At 56.1% G+C, this 18,345-nt stretch carries 16 protein-coding genes and 1 riboswitch; of the genes, 2 read left to right on the top strand and 14 right to left on the bottom strand.

What is annotated here, in order from left to right; translation table 11 throughout:
* The first annotated feature begins 20 nt into the window (after nucleotides 1-20).
* Nucleotides 21-866, top strand: a complete 846-nt coding sequence (locus ACJ8J5_RS05575) for an inositol monophosphatase family protein (protein WP_173888759.1) — start codon at nucleotides 21-23, stop codon at nucleotides 864-866.
* On the opposite strand, the gene ACJ8J5_RS05570 is transcribed toward ACJ8J5_RS05575, so the two are convergent.
* The 6 genes from ACJ8J5_RS05570 to ACJ8J5_RS05545 all read right to left on the bottom strand — a co-directional run bounded on the left by ACJ8J5_RS05570 (nucleotide 809) and on the right by ACJ8J5_RS05545 (nucleotide 7,435).
* The gene (locus ACJ8J5_RS05570; RefSeq protein ID WP_060433122.1) at nucleotides 809-2,185 is read right to left on the bottom strand and encodes a cation diffusion facilitator family transporter; all 1,377 of its coding nucleotides are present in this window, start codon (nucleotides 2,183-2,185) and stop codon (nucleotides 809-811) included. The two genes, ACJ8J5_RS05575 and ACJ8J5_RS05570, sit on opposite strands and share 58 nt — an antisense overlap.
* Nucleotides 2,186-2,211: 26 nt before the next feature.
* Complete coding sequence (locus ACJ8J5_RS05565) at nucleotides 2,212-2,391, bottom strand: hypothetical protein (RefSeq protein ID WP_025302915.1); 180 nt, start codon at nucleotides 2,389-2,391, stop codon at nucleotides 2,212-2,214.
* Between the two features lie 107 nt (nucleotides 2,392-2,498).
* The gene (mgtS, locus tag ACJ8J5_RS05560) at nucleotides 2,499-2,591 is read right to left on the bottom strand and encodes a protein MgtS (protein ID WP_004938109.1); all 93 of its coding nucleotides are present in this window, start codon (nucleotides 2,589-2,591) and stop codon (nucleotides 2,499-2,501) included.
* 132 nt (nucleotides 2,592-2,723) lie between these two features.
* Complete coding sequence (locus ACJ8J5_RS05555; protein WP_025302916.1) at nucleotides 2,724-3,746, bottom strand: magnesium transporter; 1,023 nt, start codon at nucleotides 3,744-3,746, stop codon at nucleotides 2,724-2,726.
* Between the two features lie 75 nt (nucleotides 3,747-3,821).
* A riboswitch (M-box (ykoK) riboswitch) is annotated at nucleotides 3,822-3,995 on the bottom strand.
* Between the two features lie 142 nt (nucleotides 3,996-4,137).
* Nucleotides 4,138-5,757, bottom strand: coding sequence for an ABC transporter substrate-binding protein (locus ACJ8J5_RS05550; protein WP_043143549.1), 1,620 nt, complete (start codon nucleotides 5,755-5,757; stop codon nucleotides 4,138-4,140).
* A 181-nt stretch (nucleotides 5,758-5,938) separates the two neighbouring features.
* Complete coding sequence (locus tag ACJ8J5_RS05545) at nucleotides 5,939-7,435, bottom strand: alpha/beta hydrolase (RefSeq protein ID WP_025302921.1); 1,497 nt, start codon at nucleotides 7,433-7,435, stop codon at nucleotides 5,939-5,941.
* 221 nt (nucleotides 7,436-7,656) lie between these two features.
* Between ACJ8J5_RS05545 and ACJ8J5_RS05540 the strand changes: the two genes are divergently transcribed.
* Entirely contained in the window at nucleotides 7,657-7,905 is a 249-nt protein-coding gene (locus ACJ8J5_RS05540; RefSeq protein WP_016927634.1) for a CsbD family protein, read from the top strand.
* A 233-nt stretch (nucleotides 7,906-8,138) separates the two neighbouring features.
* On the opposite strand, the gene ACJ8J5_RS05535 is transcribed toward ACJ8J5_RS05540, so the two are convergent.
* The 8 genes from ACJ8J5_RS05535 to tssA form a co-directional block, all read right to left on the bottom strand.
* Nucleotides 8,139-10,814 carry an AAA domain-containing protein gene (locus ACJ8J5_RS05535; RefSeq protein WP_414104478.1) on the bottom strand — a complete coding sequence of 892 codons (2,676 nt, stop codon included), beginning with the start codon at nucleotides 10,812-10,814 and terminating at the stop codon, nucleotides 8,139-8,141.
* A 52-nt stretch (nucleotides 10,815-10,866) separates the two neighbouring features.
* Nucleotides 10,867-12,237, bottom strand: coding sequence for a VasL domain-containing protein (locus ACJ8J5_RS05530; protein ID WP_173888753.1), 1,371 nt, complete (start codon nucleotides 12,235-12,237; stop codon nucleotides 10,867-10,869).
* Between the two features lie 45 nt (nucleotides 12,238-12,282).
* The gene (locus ACJ8J5_RS05525; protein ID WP_099817244.1) at nucleotides 12,283-12,753 is read right to left on the bottom strand and encodes a hypothetical protein; all 471 of its coding nucleotides are present in this window, start codon (nucleotides 12,751-12,753) and stop codon (nucleotides 12,283-12,285) included.
* Nucleotides 12,754-12,764: 11 nt separating this feature from the next.
* Entirely contained in the window at nucleotides 12,765-13,220 is a 456-nt protein-coding gene (gene tssE / locus ACJ8J5_RS05520; RefSeq protein WP_099817243.1) for a type VI secretion system baseplate subunit TssE, read from the bottom strand.
* Complete coding sequence (gene tssJ, locus ACJ8J5_RS05515; protein WP_099817242.1) at nucleotides 13,220-13,765, bottom strand: type VI secretion system lipoprotein TssJ; 546 nt, start codon at nucleotides 13,763-13,765, stop codon at nucleotides 13,220-13,222. Before tssJ ends, tssE begins: the two co-directional genes overlap by 1 nt.
* Nucleotides 13,743-14,828 carry a type VI secretion system baseplate subunit TssG gene (gene tssG / locus ACJ8J5_RS05510; RefSeq protein WP_334273573.1) on the bottom strand — a complete coding sequence of 362 codons (1,086 nt, stop codon included), beginning with the start codon at nucleotides 14,826-14,828 and terminating at the stop codon, nucleotides 13,743-13,745. Before tssG ends, tssJ begins: the two co-directional genes overlap by 23 nt.
* Nucleotides 14,792-16,546, bottom strand: a complete 1,755-nt coding sequence (gene tssF, locus ACJ8J5_RS05505; protein ID WP_173888749.1) for a type VI secretion system baseplate subunit TssF — start codon at nucleotides 16,544-16,546, stop codon at nucleotides 14,792-14,794. Before tssF ends, tssG begins: the two co-directional genes overlap by 37 nt.
* Before the next feature lie 83 nt (nucleotides 16,547-16,629).
* On the bottom strand, nucleotides 16,630-18,225 hold the full coding sequence (tssA, locus tag ACJ8J5_RS05500) for a type VI secretion system protein TssA (RefSeq protein WP_173888747.1): 1,596 nt from the start codon (nucleotides 18,223-18,225) through the stop codon (nucleotides 16,630-16,632).
* Nucleotides 18,226-18,345: the final 120 nt, after the last annotated feature.

The raw sequence follows: 18,345 nt of genomic DNA, 5'->3' as shown, positions 1-18,345 counted from the left end.
TCTTTGTTATCGAGCCTGCCATGCCGTTACTTTCCCCACAGGATATCGAAACGCGCTACCGCTTCGCGCGTGAGATCGCCCGCGCCGCCGCCGATCTCGCTTTCAGTTTTTATCAACGGCGGCAAAGCCTGGCGGTCGAGTTTAAACAGGGGCTGCAGGACGTGGTCAGCGAAGCCGACCGCCGCGTCGAAGCGCTGATCCGCCGCATGATCAATCGCCGGTTTCCCCAGGATGGCTTTCTCGGCGAAGAGAGCGGCAGCAGCGGCGAGCACGCCGCCTGCGTTTGGGTCGTCGATCCTATCGATGGCACCGCCTGCTTCCTGAACGGATTGCATACCTGGTGTATCGCGATAGGCGTGGTGATCGACGGCGAGCCGACGATCGGTGTGGTCTACGATCCCAACCACCGCGAGATGTTCCGCGCCTGCCGCGGCGGCGGCGCCTTCCTCAACGGGGAACCGATAGGCGTGCATGCCGGGCGCAGCGTTGCGGATGGCGTGATGGGCGTCGGGATATCACCGCGCGCCTCGGCGGAGGAATTCAGCGGCTTTCTCTGTCGCCTGCTGCAGGCGGGAGGAATGTTTGTGCGCAGCGGCTCAGGCGCGTTGATGACCGCCCAGGTGGCCGCCGGACGGCTGCTGGGCTATTACGAACCGCACATGAATGCCTGGGACAGTCTGCCTGGACTGGTGCTGACGCGCGAAGCCGGCGGCGTGGCGAATGACTTTATGCACAACAACGGGCTGCGGCGCGGCAACCCGCTGCTGCTGGCCAACGCGGTGCTCTATCCGCAGTTGGCCGCGCTGATTCAAATGCCGGGCTTGATCGGCTCGACGTGCCCTATCGCGCGCGTGATGGCCGGATAAAGCGCGCGCAGCCGCCGCTCGACCCGATCGACCGCATCGTGCGCGGCGGCGATGGTTACCACCGGCGACACGCGGCAGTGGAAGTTGACGATGATGCCGCCGTCGGTCTTGCGCGCACGGATGTTGTGTACGTCTTGCACATTCTCCCCCTGCTCCAGCGCCGATTGCAGGATACGGCGAATAGCGGCCAGCTCCACCGCATCGACATCCTCGCTGGTCAGCCAGTGCGGCGTCTGCGGCTCCAGGTGCGTCTCTATTTCAGTGTCTTCGCCGATCGCCTGGCGCAGGATCCCTTCTATCTCCGTGGCGATGTCATGCGCCTGCGCCACGCTGACGTGGGCCGGCACCGCCAAATCCATGCCGATCGCCATACGCGTCGGCAACTGCTGCAAGGTCACATTCTGCACCTGCGCGCCGTGGTTGGCGGCAATCGCCCGAATGCGCGTCGCCATGTCTTCGTCGCTGCGGGTCTGCGGCACCGCGATGACAGTGAATTCCGCCCTGGCGTACTGCTCCCGCAGCCGTTCGATGATTTCTCGCTTCAACGTATCGATGCGCTCCAGCGGCAAGGTGCGGCACACCGCCACCGTGATCTCGACAAACATTACGGCGCCGGCGTTGCGAATGCGCACGCTGTCGCAGGCCAGCACCGCCGGAAAGCTGTCCAGCGTGGCGCGAATCGCTTCGGTGGCTCCGGCGGGCGCAGTATCCATCAACGAGTCGAAGGAGCGTTTACCGAGCTTGATTGCGGCGACAAAGATAAAACCGGCGACGATCAGCGCGGCGATGGCGTCCGCACGGCCAAAGCCTAGCAGCACAAACACCATGCCCAGCAGCACTACGCCGGATGAAAGCATGTCGGAGAAGAAATGCAGCGCATCCGCCTCCAGCGCCGCGCTGTCGGTGGCTTTGGCGACGCGGTTGAGCGCCCGCACGCGGAAGAAATCGACGCAGATGGAGATCAGCAACACCGCGATCACCACCGGCGCCGCGACGATCTCATGCGGTTGCCCGAGCAGGCTGCTGCCCGCCTCATAGACAATCCAACCGGCGGCGCCCAGCAACAACAGCACTTCGAACAGCGCCGCCAGGTTTTCCACTTTGCCGTGGCCGAAGTGGTGATCGTCATCGGCGGGTTTATCGCTGATGCGCACCGCCAGCCAGGTGATGCTGGTGGCGATAAAATCGGTGAAAGAGTGGATCCCTTCGGATATCAGGCCAATACTGCCGGTAAAAATGCCGGCGACGAATTTGCCCGTGGCCAGCACCCCGCTGGCAATCATCGAGTTTCTGGCCACGGCCTGTTTTTCATTCTGCATGATGCTGCTCACATTCAGACGGTGATTTATTTTTTTACTTTAGCGGATAATTGCCAGACAAAGGCGATCAGCAGCATACTGCCAGAGAATGTCAGCATGAGGCTAGTAAGAAAATTGGATTTTCCGGTGGAATAAAAATAAATCTCATTAACGCCCACCGAGATCATTAAAATGGCGTAGAGCAATCCCAAAATAAGAATCGTCATTATTATCAACTCCCGTATCAGGCCGCGCGTTCAGCGCGCCACTAAATCCTCCCCATAATAAATAGCGGTTACGGGGAGGATGCATCTAGGCGGATCTTTAGCGTTCATCAATCATCCCATTTGGTGCTCATATAGGCCGCCAACAGGCCCAGCGAGCTGATCATTGCCAGGAATCCCATAAAAATAGTCATGTTTCCCATTATTTTGTCCTCAGGTTAAATGTTATCGATAAAAGCCCCTTGCGTTAAATATCGGGGTTGGTCGGTATCCATGGTTTTTTAACGTCCTCCTCTTTTTGGCAACATTCCCGCGCTTTCAAGCGCGGGACCCGTTTAAATTCCCAGGACGTGCTGGGCGATTTTGAAATAAATAATCAGGCCGGTGCCGTCGATAAAGGTGGCGATAAACGGCGCCGACACCACCGCCGGATCGATACCGAGCCGTTTCAGCAGCATCGGAATGATCGACGAAACAATGGCGCTCCACACGGTGATCGCCACCAGCGACAGGCTGACCACCAGCGTCACCTCCATGCCGACGCCCATGATCCAGGCGCGCACCCAGGCCGCCAGACCGATGGTGACGGCGATCAGCAGCGAGGTCGTGACCTCTTTGCGGATCACCGCGCCCAGATTGCGCAGGCTGACCTCGCCCAGCGCCATAGCACGCACCAGCGTCGAGGTGATCTGGGTGCCGCTGTTGCCGCCGGTGCCGATCAGCAACGGGATGAAGAACGCCAGCGCAATCGCCGCTTCGAGCTGATCTTCAAACGCTTTCAGCACGTTGCCGGTGTAAGCTTCGGCCACGAACAACATCAGCAGCCACACCGAGCGTTTGCGCCACAGCGCCCACGGGCTGGTCTCCAGATAAGGCTTGTCCAGCGGCAGGCTCGCGCCCTGACGCTGCGCGTCTTCGGTGTTTTCATCTTCGACCAGCCGAGCGATCTCGCGCTCGCCCAGCACGCCGACCAGCGTGTTGTTCGCCACGACCGGCACCACGTCCAAACCGCCTTTGCCCAGCAGATGCGCCACGTCATTGCGATCGTCGTCGGGTGAAACCTGGAAATAGCTGTAATCCATCATTACGCCGACCGCTTTATCCTCATCGTCGCACTGCAGCAGTTTTTTCACCGACAGCGTGCCGCGCAAATGATAGTCGTCCGCGGTAATAAAGACCCGGGTGGGAATTTCGTCCGTTTTTAGCTGCGAAAGTAAATATTCCCGGGCATGCGTGACCGTCATCGTCGCGGGAACGGTAATAAAATCGGCGTTCATATAACCGGCAACTGAAGTTTCATCGAGAGTTTCAGTCGCGCGCAGCGCCGGAGAAGAAGAGTATTGATGTGACTTGATCATTTTGTCAGTCCCTATTTCTGTTGTGAACTTCAACAGCGAATCGCATAGGGGCGTAACCACAGAGGGAGTGCAGACTGCCTATCTCCGCGTCCAGGTTTTAGCACTATACAACGTATCCGAATTGTTGCTCGGAAGTTACTTTGGGCTGAACCTTAATCCGATAAAGCCTGTCTTAACCTTGGGCATCTCTCGATGTCGTCAGATCAGTAACCTGTGTTTGTATAGGAGCCTCGCCAAACGAGATACTGCATATAAACTACCGGCGCAGTATAGGCGTTGTTTTATCCGGCGGGAAGAAAAGATTGCCCGTCGTTTATGGAGTATTTAGGATAATTTTATTAAATGTGAATCTATAAAAACGGCTGATATAAATCAGCCGTTTTTTTATTTCTCAGTGCGCGAGAATGTAGACGTTTTTATCGTATAGCGCGCCCTGACGGGTAAAGTCGATCCCCTTCACGTAAGGTTTGACCAGCGTGGCGTTGGCTTCGTAGTACACCGGCGCGACCGGCGTATCGACGGCCAGCACCGCCTCGGCCTGCTGGAAATACTGCTGCACCTGCTGCGGTGTCGGCGCCGCCGTCGCCTGATGCAGAATGCGGTCGTACTCCGGATTGCGGTATTTGGGGCTGTTTTCGCTGCTGTCGGAACGGAACACGTTCAGGAAAGTAGACGGATCGTTGTAATCCGCCAGCCATCGAGTAAAGGCCACGCCGTACTGCCCGCGGTTGATATTATCCAGCGTCACTTTACGCTCCTGGCTTTGCAAGGTGGCCTCTACCCCGAGGTTCTTTTTCCACATGGCGGCGGCGGCGATGACGATCTTCTTGATGGTGGCGTCGTTACTGTACAGCACGGTAAAGCGCAGCGGATGCTCGGCGTTGAAACCGGCCTGCGCCAGCAGTTGCTTCGCCTGGGCGTGCCGTTGTTCCGGCGTCCAGCCGGCCGCGGCGCCGGGCTGCAGGCGATAGCCGCCCGCCCCCGTTGGGGTAAAGGTCCAGGCCGGCTGCTGGCCATATCCCAGCACCTTGCCGGCGATGATCTCTTTATCCAGCGCCAGATTCAGCGCCTGACGCACCCGCACGTCGTTGAACGGCGCCTGGCGGTTGTTGAAGGCGAAATAGCTGGTGGAGAGCAGCGGATAGGTCACCAGCTGTTGCTCACCGAGCGTTTTTTTCAGCTGCTGATACAGCTCCGGCGGCGTGGTATACCCCAATTCCACCTCGCCGGCGCGAAAACGCGCCACTTCCGGGAATCCCTGTATCGGCAAGAACGTCACCTTGTTGAGCACGGTGTTGGCGTTATCCCAATACTGCGGATTGCGTTCCACCACCACCTTTTCGTTCACCACCCACTGGCTGAGGCGGAACGCGCCGTTGCCGACAAAATGCGCCGGTTGAGTCCAGTTTTTGCCGTACTGCTCCACCACCTTGCGGTTAACCGGCAAGACCGGAAAATGCACCAGTTGTTTGAGCAGATAGGAGTTGGGCTCCGACAGCGTCACCTGCAGGGTGTGCGCATCCAGCGCCTTGACGCCCAGCTCGCTCGGCGGCTTGCTGCCGGCGTTGATCGCCGCCGCGTTCAGCACATAGGCCGAAGCCAGATAGCTGCCGTACGGCGACGCGGTTTTCGGATCGGTGAGGCGCTGCCAACTGTAAACGAAATCGTCGGCGGTGACCGGATCGCCGTTCGACCACTTGGCCTGCGGCCGCAGATGGAAAGTCCAGACGTTGCCCTGGTGCTCCCACTTCTGTGCCAGCGCCGGGATCACTTCGCCGTCTTTTCCGACGCGCAGCAAGCCTTCGAACAGATCGTTGAAGATGTAGAACTCCACATTGCTCTCGGCCAGGTTTGGATCCAGCGTCGCCGGTTCATACCCGTTGGCGCGCACCAGTTCTTGCGCCGCCGCCAGTTTAGCGCCCGCCGGCACCTCGGCCGCCTGTGCGACCGTCGCGTTAAAAGCCAGGATGATTAAACCAGCCAATTTCTTGCCATTGAATGAATATTTCACGTCGATATCCCTGATGAGTGTTTTATCTCGTTCAATATGCAATGAGGCAGTGGAATAAATTAAATCATTAATCGCTATGAGTCATAACCAAAAGCGGTGTTGAATTTCTTTCATTATCAACGAAATAGTGGCGAAAGAACGGAGGTAAACAAGAAAAGAGGCCGGGCTGCCCCCGGCCTCCTCAGCGGCAAACCTTGTCGCGGCGCGGCTTTTTCGGCGCCAGCAGATACTCCACCACGCTTTCGTCAACGCAGCTGTCGATGCCGTTCAGCGCCAGCGTATGTCCGTCGCGTTCGCGGGTGATCAGCGGGCTTTTAAAGGCGGCGGCCATCACCTGGGCGTTGCGGTACGGCGTGGTTGGATCGTAGCGCTGGGCGACGAACAGCAGCGGCGGCAGCGCGGCGGACGCCACCGGGGTGTGCGGCCGATCTTTGCCGCGGTACGGCCATAGATCGCACATTTCCAGCGGATACTCGTGTAGCGGCAGGTAGTGAGCGTACAAAGCGGCGGTATTGATCTCCTGCCGCTGCCTGCGCAACTGCTGCGGATCGGCTGTCGGGTTGGCGACGTCGGCGCAGGTGATGACGTTCAGGGCGTCATCGGCATCCGGCGAATAGCTTTCGTCAATCAGATCGGAAACCTGCTGCCCGGCGATGCCGGCATCGAGTTGACGCAGCACGGTCGCCAGCTCATGCCAGCGCTCCGGCCACAGCAGCAGCGAACGCGTGACCGTCAGCACATCGTCGGCGGAGATTTCATAGCCCGCGGCGGTAACGAACGGTTGATCGTGCAGCTTGCGCAGTAAGGCATGATAGCGCTGCAGCGCCTGATTAGCGCCGCCGCCCAGCTGGCAGCTGTCGGTTTTGCCGCAGTAGGCGGCGAAGCGCAGGAAGCTTTGCTGGAAGCCCCGCTCCTGGTTCATGCGCTGGGTGAAATCGTCCTCCGCCAGATCCACCACCCCGTCCAGCACCAGCGCGCGCGTCTTCTTCGGAAAACGTTCGGCATACAGCGCCGCCACCTTGGTGCCGTAAGAGTATGCCACCGCCGTCAGCCCCGGTTCGCCCAGCGCGTGGCGGATTGCGTTCAGATCGTTGACCGCCTCGTCGGTGCCGATGTGTTGCAACACGTCCGCGCCGGTCTGTTTGATGCAGGCGGCAATCAGGGTGCGCGTCTGATTCTCCGCGCCGGCCACGTCGTTATCGTCCGGCGTCGGGGTTTCGTCGCCTTCGGCCAGCTGGCAGGAGATTTTCGGCGTCGACTGACCGACGCCGCGCGGATCGTAACCGATGATGTCGTAGGATTTTCGCAGCTTGGCGACGTGGGCGTCGTTGCCCAGATAGGGGTTGATGCCCGGCAGGCCTGGGCCCCCGCTGATCATTACTACGCTGCCCTTTTTCGGCCCGGTGGCGGGCTGCAGGGTCAGTGCCAGACGCACGGTCTGTTCGCCCGCCTGCGCCGCATGGGCGGGCGGCGTGGCGTAGGCTAACGGCACCTCGAGGTAACCGCAGCGCAGCCCCGGCGGTGGCGCCTCATCGAACCAGCGCTGAAAACCGCTGTTGAGACAAGATTGCCAACGAATGCCGTTCTCGACCGCCATGCCGTGAGCCGCCGGCTTGGCCAGGGCGGGCAACGCGGCGGCGGTCGCGGCGAACAGCGCCAGAATACGCAGTACTGACATGGGGAGTCCTTTCAACTCAACGAATCGGTCAAAGGGTAAAGATACTCGGTTAAACCGCTAGCCAATAGAACATAAAAAAACGCGCGGGTGAAGCCGACGCCGTGCGTATGGAAAGACTTTTCTTTGCTCAGATTGATCTTATAACGCACAGAATGCTGCAAAAAATGCCATTCACCTGCTAGGCTTAGTGTTCGTTAACCCACAAGGAACAGGAGAGCAGCATGTTTGGTAAAGCGGAAGACAAAGCCAATGAAGCCGCAGGCGCGGTACAAGAAGCGTTCGGCAAAGCCGTTGATTCGCCGGAGCATCAGGTGCGCGGCGCGGCGCGCAAATACGCCTCCCAGGCCAGCTATGCCGCCCGTGACGCAGCGGACAGCGTAAGAACGCAGGTGGAAGCCAACCCGCTGGCCGGCGTAGCCGTTGCAGCAGCGGTCGGCATCGTTTTCGGCTTCCTGCTGGGCCGCAAATAAGCGGCGAATGCGCCCTACGACAACAGGACGTACTGGCTAAGGCCCCAAGAAAAGACCGGCATAGAGTTTTTCGATCTGCTGATTATGCTAACAAAATCAATATGATCACCTCTATGCCTTTTCGTGTATCTTACCACAAACTTTTCTGTGGGGTTTTAGCCCCTTTTCATCAATAACGACAGAATGCCGTGTAATACCGAACACGATATTGGCGTCTTGAGCTTTTGCTCCGATTACTCCGACAGGCCTGATAGAAATGAACCCAGTTTTCCTGTGATATCACTGTCTATCGTGCGAAGCCTAAGCAATGGCAGATCACATTTCTTCAGTATGCTGTTCTTAAGTTCATCACGCTCAATCTGAGCTTTTTCCTGATGATAACCGCCATCCACCTCGATAACACCTACCGGGGTCTTTCCGACCTTATAGTAAATCACAAAATCACAGCTGGCCCCGTTACGCATAAAGGAAAGTTCTCTGGGGGAAAAATCTCCCTGTTCCAATGATACCAACTGGTTAAGTGCTATCTGTGAGTGGAACATCATACTTCGGTAGCTCTCCTGCGACAGGATATCCCTCAACAAACTGGCTGTGATCTGCTCTGACTTAAAACGTGAATCCTCCGGATTCAACCGGCTATTCAGCCGCTCCAATGATTTATCATACTCGCTGTATAACAAATCAAACGCGGAGATCACCGGGCTCTCGAAAACGTCTCCGTCGTTAGCGTAGTATTTGATGTAACGAATCAGAGCGGCAATGTGTCTGCCGTGATTTGCAAAAACATCATCGCCGGTCACCAGCGTAAATTTGTTTCTGGCCCTGGAAACAGCCACGTTCACCAAATTAGGATCATCAACAAATGCGATGTTCCGACTTTGCTGGCTAGCGCATTTCTTATCCAGCACGGTAGAAAACACAATTTCATCGCACTCTCGCCCCTGAAATTTATGCACCGTCGATTTCACAAAATCGGCCGGCAGCACCGTCTCAGCCAAATTAACCTGTGCATTATAGGGGGCAATGTATCCTCTGCTGCTTTCCTCATCCCAGTAATGCCCTTCAATGGATTCAAGTTCCCTGAGGTTTGAAAAGTTACGGGTATGATTTCCTTTTGCCGTGACCACTAAAGATAATGAGGCTTCGCCTGAATCTGTCGTCAGCGGGATCAATTCATTGTCATAAAATTGCTTATTACAGAACTGAATAATTTTAGGATGGCAGCGATAGTGTTCTTTCAAAAGCGTTACCGGAGCCGTTTCACCGAATAGCATGCAAAGAGAATCAAGTAGGCTGTATTTTACGCAATCATAGTGCTGGGCCGGTGGTATGTTCGGGTGTAATATCGGAACATGTGGGAGCTGTTTGCGATCGCCGACAATAATCACATTACGTGCGCACCCCAGCCCAAGGATGCCGGGAACAATGTCCTGTTGCGAGGCCTCATCGATAATGACATAGTCAAAAATCGCACCTTTACCGATGGAGTTAATAATCGAATGAGTGCTACTACCGATAATAGGAAAGCGTTTTATAAAACTATCAAAGTCATGCCGATATGTATCCACCGAAAAAGAGGACGTTGCTGAAATGCTCTCCCGCAAATGTTTCTTTAAATAAAGCATGGACAACGATGTAAGCTGGCCCAGTAAACAAGTAAAATCAGCCGACGCTAATAACGCATTGCATTCAGTCAGAGCCTTTTGCTTTTCCTGGATAGCTCTTTCATAATAAGATAATTGAAGAAAGGTAAAAAGCGCCCGTCTTTTCTCCTGATTGCCCAACGGCTTTACTCTCAGAATCCTGAAATTCAACAGCAAGTCAACCCTATTTTTTAGCCCAATTCGTCGATCGGAAAGATAATGAATGTAGGCCATCAGATCGGTTGTTTTATGGGTGGATAAGCGGTAACTGCCGGCAAAGGAACCTTCCGTCCAAGGATTCTGTTCCTGCCATTGCTGCAGGTATTCATATTCAACACTCAGCTCATTAATTTCGGCTTGCAGCGAAGCAACCTGGTTAATGGCATTCAGGTGTTTTTTCACTTGCTGAAGTACATCATCAATTTCACGTGCCGGAGGCGAATCTGATAATGCCTCATCAGAAAGCGAAGCGGATGTAGCAAAAAACTGTTGTCTATTCTCTGCATTTCCCAGCCGGGCAATCAGATACCCCAACCCTTGCTTGTCCATCTTTTCATAAATATTACTGACCGCAGTGTTATTATTGGACAGAATTGCCACCGTTTTATTCTGAATCAAAATATTAGCGATAACATTGAGTATCGTCTGTGTTTTACCAGTGCCCGGGGGCCCTTCGATAACTGAAACCTGTGAAGAAAATGCCCGCTCTACTGCAAGTAACTGGCTTTCATTAAGACCAAACGGGAAAATCATCCCCTCTGGAGACTCGCGTTTTTTACTCTGCCCTGTACAGTATGCATGCAGAGCCGTATCCGGATGAGGAACAACACTCTTGAGCTGCCGAAGAACATTCTCAGCGATACTCCTGTCGTTTCCACGAGCATGAAAAATGCGGTCATTAGCCACACGAATAAAATAATTAAAAGCGGCGTGATCCGTAAAGTCAGAGCATACCTGGAAATCGAGCCCCAGTGTTCTCATAACGTAAGGCTTATTACTTCCAGGATAATAAACAACTGCGTATTTATTACCATATATAATAACCCTCTGAGTCAATGAGGTGACAGAACATCCCTCCCGCTCGAGAAAAACATTTCGCAGGAGCCTGGTCGGTGTTATCTGACAGACAGAAAGCGGGCGAGTATATTTTTTTCCGCCACGAAAGTGACAGCTCAGCATAATCTCGCCTGTGTCATTTCCTGGCCATAAAGTCCAGTCCGTAATTTGGTGGGTTTTATTTTCCCCTTCGACGCAAATCGTAACCATGTTATCACCCAATAATCATTGTTTAACAAAGGGCACGCCAGGCACCTTTATATCAGTCACGGTGTTTTTCCTGAACCAGCGAATAGATTTGTGCCCGGAGGTGTTGCTCAGCCTGCAGAAGCTGCTGCTGACGCAGCGGTGAATCTTCAGGTAACTGTCTCAACTGTCGAAACTGCTCTTCCACCGGAACGGTCTGTCGGAAACTTGTCATCATGCCAAAGACCTGCGATTTAAGCTCACTGACGGTGATGTATCTTCCCTTCTGGCCGTCAAGCGCATTCAGTTTATCGGCCAGCGCCTGAAGCTGGATCATTCCCTCATGCCAACCATTCAATGCATCAACAGGCAGTACTGAGAGATTAATCTGTTGCTGCCACTGTTGTATCAGAGGGTTAATACGTTCAGGCCACAGCGCTTGAGCCTGTTCGACGAGCTGCCGGCTGTAGACGATATTCCAGTCAGGAGGAAGTTCACTCAGGCGGGTAATCTGCTGCTGTGTTTGTGTCGTTTGCGGTAACGGCGATTGCTGGCGGAATATATTCAGCTGTTCAGGCGTGAGAGGTGCAGGTAATGGCGCCAGCGAGGCGGCAAGCTGGGCCTGTAGCGGATCAGGCCGATGAAGATAAGGCCAGCCCCACATCGCGGCCACGCTGAGCACCAGCATGGTACACATCCCGGCGGCGAAGAACGCCCACTTTGTTGCGGGCACCGGGATCGCCGCGATGATGTCGACATTAGGCTGATGTTCCGGCTGTGGCACAGACTCCCACCTCACCGTACTGTCCGGGGCATTTTTCTCTCTGGCCGCGACACCGGGCAGAGCATCAGCCGATATTTCCGGCCCATTCATCGCCGTGGTAGACAGCACGATACCCGCAGTGTCAAAACCGGATGTATCGTCACTGTTTTCCAGCCGGACAGCACTGTTGTGCAGCACCGTTCGCAATGTCTCGATCTGGCTCAGGTGTTTAAGCTCCAGCCGCTGCAACTCGTTGCCCAGACGGGTAAGCAATTGCTCCGCCCGATACAGCTCGCTGAGGTCGCCGTAATTCAGCGGAAGCATGCGCATTCGTTGCTGCAATCGCCGGCTCAGACTGCTGAGAATTTCCATTCGGGCATGTGCAGGCTGAGGCCAGAAGACGCCCCATTGATGGCCAATCAGGGCTTCCAACATTGTCAGGCCTTCGTTCAAACCGACTACCCCGGCCAGTTGCGTACGGGCGAGCGTGTACCAGGCTGCCGTCTGCAGTTCCACACCGTTTTGCTCAAACAGCGAGAGGCAGCGATTTTCGACATAATGCCAATCCACATCCGGGCGAGCCGGGTGTGTCAGTTTGTTCAGTTCATCGCGCAAAGCAACATAGTCCGGCAGGGTGCGCGGGTCGCCGCCGGTTTTGATTTTACGAGGGATACTGTCATTCATGACCCATTGTCCATCTGATGTGTCTACCACTATAGGCGGTGATTGTTATGGCAGGAGGCCGGCAATCAGGTGATAAAATGTCTCTTCATCGAAGACGTCCCCGGTGTGGGACAACGAGCCCGGGGGCGTAAACGTCCAGTCGCTCACGTGGCCTGCCCGCATGAACAGGCGCCCCAAAGCGATAACGCTTTTCCCCGTATGGAGAGTCGCCTCCACGCACCCCATCACGCCCTGGCCGTACAGAAATATCGGCATAAATTTTATTACCCGATCTTCATAATGCAGAACAATAGCCGGGATCTCAAAAGCGCCGCCCTCCACCAGCAAATCCATCATGGAGGCCGTCAGCGTTTGCGCATTCAGCCCAGTCTCCATCAGCCACGTGTCCATCTGCGCCTGAAGCTGTTCCATTCCCCAGCGAAATGTGGCGATATCGATCTGACTTTTGTTGTTTGAAGCGGCGGATGTAGGGTGTCGGGACTGTAGCTTTTTGAGGAACTGTGATTTTACTGACATGATGTTTGGCCTTACGTCCGTGTTGCTTTGTCGAGATGCTGCTGTTGCTTCAGATGGCGTAACAGCACCCGTCCTTCGGGACTAAACTCCGTGCCATAGCGCACCAGCCCGATACCGTTGAGTTCCGCGTCGACGGCGTAACGCAGTTCCCCAGGGATTTCCTGCTCCAGAAGTATCACGGCTATCTTTTTCAGCCGAGGCTCGTATTTGAGCAGCACCGCCGACAGCGTCCCCATCAGCTCATGCGCGGTACCGGGCATTCCCTGGAGGATTTTGGTCATATCCGGCAGACCATAGTCCGGCAGATGCGCCAGCGTGCCGGCGCGGCAGTTGAGAATACGTTGCATATTGTCGAGGACGGAGAGGATCACCTGATTTTCTTCACTGACCTGATGTAAATCGAGGCCGCCTGAGAAATTACCGGCAAGCATTTCATATAGCGAGGGCGAGTGGTGAGACTGGGACATTATTTATCCTTTACCGGCAGCAGCGTCAGATGGTTATCCCCGGCCTCAACCACCCGGGCCTTGTCCGGATCGAGTTCTTCACGATTCAGCGTCAACCTCCAGGTATTTTTCACCGTATCCGGATGGCGGAATAATCCCACCACGGCCACATATTTCGCCTCTTCAGCCATCGGCATGTCGAGGGTTGCATCTCCACCTGGCTTCACCACGACCTCTCGTGTGGCCAACAGGTCAGCCTCGAGCGCCCTCTCATCGTCTTTCAGCAGTTGCTGGTACACCGTCTTGTCGAAGGCTTTGTGATCTTTCAGCTGGTAAACTCGCACCATGACCGGTTCCGATAGCGAATGACTCTCGCGGGAGTCGGTGTTGAGCGCTTCGCGGGCCGTGAAGTCCAGATGCAGTACCTTGATTTTTTTATAGAATACAGCGGTGAAGGCCGATTTGGTGCCGTCACTGACGCCCTGAGTCAGGCCGCAGCCTGTCAGACTCAACGCCAGCAGCGCCGGCAACCAGCAAGCCGATTTAGGCAAACTTGTATGTAACACGTCGGTTTCCTTGTTGTGGTGTTGCAGACTGCAGGCCGGTGTAATAACCCAGTTCTGTGGTAAAGGCCTGCGGGATATCGTCAGGAAGTTCACTCTCATCGGCGCCCAACACCCCATTCATGCCGAGCCAGAAAGGCCCTTCGCCTAGCGGAGGGAGCGCCAGCAGGTGGGTCTGGGTGGTCAGGGTGATTTTTGCCTTAAAGCGCCACCCCAGATAGACCCGGAGCATGACCAGAAAATCCTGATACAGCAGCCCATCCGGTTTCCATCCTCGAGCCTCTTGCTCGTTCTCTGTCGTGAGTGCAATCAGCAATTGGCTGCCGGCATCCATGACTTCGTCGCCAAGCGGCATGTTGCCATCCAGCAGAACATCCTCATCATCGTAAAAGCCCAGTGGTTTACTGACCTCCACGGGCCGCAGGCAGTAAGGGCTGAGATGCACGGTGGTATCCGGCGCCAGCAACTGCACCAGAGCCTGCATACCCTCCTGGGTTTTTCCGGGCTGCTGCAGCACGCCAAGCAATGACAGAAAGCGTGACACTGGCGTGGCGATATGTTCTGCGGTGCCGGGAATGCCCAGCCCTACCAGACCCAACAGTGACTGCGAGAGGCTGTCGGTCCCTCCGGGTTCGAACGTGGCCGGGTAGGAGTATTTGCGCCAGATGCGATAAAACTGTGTCAGGATGCGATGGTTGAAGATATCCAAAAAGCCCTGCAGCGCCTCATGCCCTTCCCGGCGCTGGGTGATATCATCGAGATACGCGGTCGGCAGCGGAGAATCGACGCCGTACATCCCCATGAAGGTCGTGCGGATGACCGGGGGTTTACTGTCATCGTCTTCGTCATATTCGACGGTTTTCAGTTCACTGGCCGGAAACCCCATCCCTGGATGGCGAGCAAAGCGCACCGGATCGTCCGCCGGGTGGCTGGTGGAGCCCAGTAACGGCCTGTCCGGGTTCAGTTTTTCAAGCAGTTGGCAGAAACGGTAGAAGTTAATGCGGTTAAGGTCGGCTTCCAGCCGTGGGGTCAGCCGGGAATGCGGCGATTGTGCTTCTCTTCCCATTCCAGACGCTCTCCGGTCGGTTGCAGAATAATAATCAGGCGATTAAACAGGTAGATGTCGGTGTAGAGCGCAAAGAAGCGACTCAGCATTTCACCGAACAGGCAGATGTCTCCTCTTCCGGTAAAACCGTGGCTGTCGAGGGTCACATCAACCTGCACACCGCGCACCAGGTAGCCCTGTTCAAAGCGTTCAATTTCACTGTGCTTCACGTCGATGATGGCCTCCAGCCGGCGGCGGTTCATTTCGCTGTCTGTCCATTCATACAGCGCGAGCGTGCCGCGTAACACGTCGGCGTTATCCATCATCGAAAGAAAACCACTGCCGAGATGACTCAGTACACGCCAGTGAAAGCGGTCCTGTGCCGGCGGATAACACGGGAGCGTCGGTGCGCAAAGGTTACGTACGCTGATACTGACCGAGGTGGTTTTCATCACTGTATCCAGCACCGTACTTTGCAGCGCACGCCGCGGTAATTGACCGTGGGTGCCGGTGAGCGTCAACGACAGGCTCTCATCTTCGGGCACGGTGTGGTTATCAAAGGCTTCGCCGCCGAGGATGAGCCAGGTGTTATGCAACCCGGACGGGCCGTGCCGCACACGGGTGTGGTAGTAATATTCGGGAGCCCCATGGCGCATCATCCCGCCTTTGTGGCGGAAGCTCGAGAACGGGACGTAAGTATGGCCACTCGAAGAGATAACCGAATCCACGGCGTAAATCTCGGTATGGCCATCCTGCACGCGCATTGGGCGCAGCATGTATTCGGTCTGTAGCGAGTTCAGCGTCAGGGGTTCGGATTCCAGCGGGAACAGGTTGATCACCGGCACGCAGTTCAGACGCAGATGCTTTTCGGTAAAGCTGAAGTCATGCGCCCAGCGTTCGGCCAGCACCATCTCAATCTCAAACCAGGGAAGTTCAGCCGGAAAAGCCACGGTTTCCAGCCCACGCAGGCCGGTAAACATGAATTTCTCGCGGAAGGTAAAGTACTCCAGCAAGAGCTGGTAGCCACTGAAACTGCCGTTGCTCCTCGGCCAAAGCGTGTCGTTTTCGTCAAACCCGAGCGAGGTGAAATGCCCTTCCAGCGGTCTGCAGTCCACATCGCCGGGCATCCGCAACCCCATCCGGGCCACATTTAGGGTGAACGCTTCATGCATGGCGCAGGCCAGCGGCGCATCGGCATTGAAATAGAAAGGAATATGGCGGAGATCGATACGGCTCCAGTCCGCCAGCTCGCTGCAGTTAAAGCGCAATGTAACAACCGAACGGCCCTCCGCATCGGTCGACAGGCGGGCATATTCCAGCGCCAGTGGCGGAAGATCTATTTCCTTGGTGGTGGTATACCGGCAGCGCGTGCCCTTTTCACCGATCGGCCGCGAGTTCACCTCAAAGCCTTTGACAATACGCATCGTCTCTTTCATTTCGCGCCACTCGGGCGTGAACTCCACCACCGACATCGACGGAATGGTGCGCAGATAATGCGGCCACAGCAGGCTGACCAGCCCTTCGGTCAGCTCAGGCAAATCGTCGTCAAGCTTCTCGCGCAGCCGGCCCATCAGGAAGGCAAAGCCCTCGAACAGGCGCTCCACATACGGATCGCGAGCACCCGCTTTATCGAGGTTGAGCATTGCCGCCTGCTCTGGGTGAGCGCGGGCAAACTCTTCGCCGGCTTCCAGCAGGTAACGCATTTCAGCGTCGTAATAACGCAGGGTTAAGTCGTCCATAATGTCTCTGTTTGTGGCTGAATGTCTGTCGGGGATCGGGGGAACCGAAACCGGACGAGAGGGGAAAAACGGGACGAAAGGCGTTACCCGCACAGCACCACTGCGCGTGCGGGATCCAGCACGATAAGCCCGGAAAGCAGCGTATCCATTTCGGTCTGCAGCCGGGTTTTATCAACTTCGCCGCGCCCGGATCTGCCTCTCAGCAGTTTGAGCCGGCGGGCTTTGACTTCAAACATCAGCGCCGGTGCCCACTGCGCAAGCGTAAGCGCGCCGGCACTGTCGTCCAGCTCGCGCAGCAGATGCAGCGCCATGTCATTTTTTCCGTACTGTTCACTCACCCGGGCCATCAGCAGGCGCATCAGCCATTGATCCCGGGAGGAGGTGTAACCCGGCTGAACCTGAAGCCAGTTGAGCGCGGCTTCAATACCCTCGCTGTCGGCTTTCGCCAGCACTTCCGGCTCCAGTGCCAGCACATCATCGTGGCTGCTGGCCACGACGGATACCGACTCCTCTTTCCATCCGGCTATGTCATCGAGCACGCTTTCATTTATCCAGTTCAGCGTCACTTCATCGGCGAAAGGTGTGCCGTCACTGAAAGCCAGCGCTTCCAGCCCTGGGAGGCGGGCCAGCAGGCCTTTCAAATCACGGCAGAGAATGTCTGCACGCACGCTGTCATGATCCTGTTTCGCCAGCGCCTGCCAGGCATACCACTGCACATCCAGCCACAGGTGGTTAACGCCCTGCGCCAACAACGTGTCCGTATGCTCTAACAGTTCTAACCAGCTTTTCTGCAAAAACAGGCGTTTGAGGTGCGCTTTGTTGTCGGGTTTGGGCGGGGCCAGGCGGGTGCGACCGGCGGCATCCAGAGGAGGAAGGTCCGTCAGCGTGTCCCAGCGGACACTTTTCAACAAATGATGCCCGGCCAGCCAACCACCGGGCTGGTCACGCAGGTATTTCGCCAACACTTTGGCCTGATCGAGCAAATCACGCCCTGACGTCACGGCATTCAACGCCGGCGCTGACGATAGCGCCGAGGTAACCGGCGCGCCCTCTTCACGGCTGGTTTGCGGTACCAGCGTGTTTGCCCCGCCGCTTTGGATCAGCCGGTTATCTAAAGCCTGATACAGCCCGCCAAGATCCGGGCGGGAGGCTTCATCCAGCGCGATAAACGCCTGTTCTGACAATAACAGCGCCCCCATGATGCGCTGCATGACGGACATATCCACCTCAGGATAGAGAGCAAGGCTGTCAGTCACGCGACGGCTAGCCAACCACGTCAGCGCGGATTGACGGCTGCGAGCGCGCAGAGGATGGAGCTCGTTGCCAAACCGTTCAAGCATGGCCGCCAACAGTTCAACCCCCTGCGCCAACCCGATTTCCCCATCCTGGTGCAGACGCGCCCAGACGTAAAAACCGATCACCCGCAGATCCTTACAGACGTTGGTCAGCAGTTTTTCTGCCAGTTCACAAATCAATCCCGTATCAATACCGGAGAGTTTATTAACCTCCTCGCGGATCCGCTGGAAATCATCGTCGTAGCCGGGATCGTCACCCGTAGGGCGATCCGCCGCCACCGGCATCAACCAGTTCGCCCAGTCAGCGCTACGCGCCCGGGCCTGGCTCAGCAAGGCATCTTCATCCACCCCACACGCATGAAGTACATTCTGTAATGCGGCCATTATTCCTCCTCATCCAGGGTTTAGTGTGCCGTAAAGCTCACGCGGTCAAACCGTTGGCGCATTCTTCTTCCCTCGCCGCCATATTCCCGCAGGGCACTCTCCTTTGCGGATAACTTTACT

Origin of the sequence: Serratia sp. CY43202, assembly GCF_052168755.1 — a bacterium.
Classification (GTDB): domain Bacteria; phylum Pseudomonadota; class Gammaproteobacteria; order Enterobacterales; family Enterobacteriaceae; genus Serratia; species Serratia bockelmannii.
The sequence above is the reverse complement of the archived record's forward strand: the minus strand, read 5'-3'. Positions and strand labels throughout refer to the sequence as shown.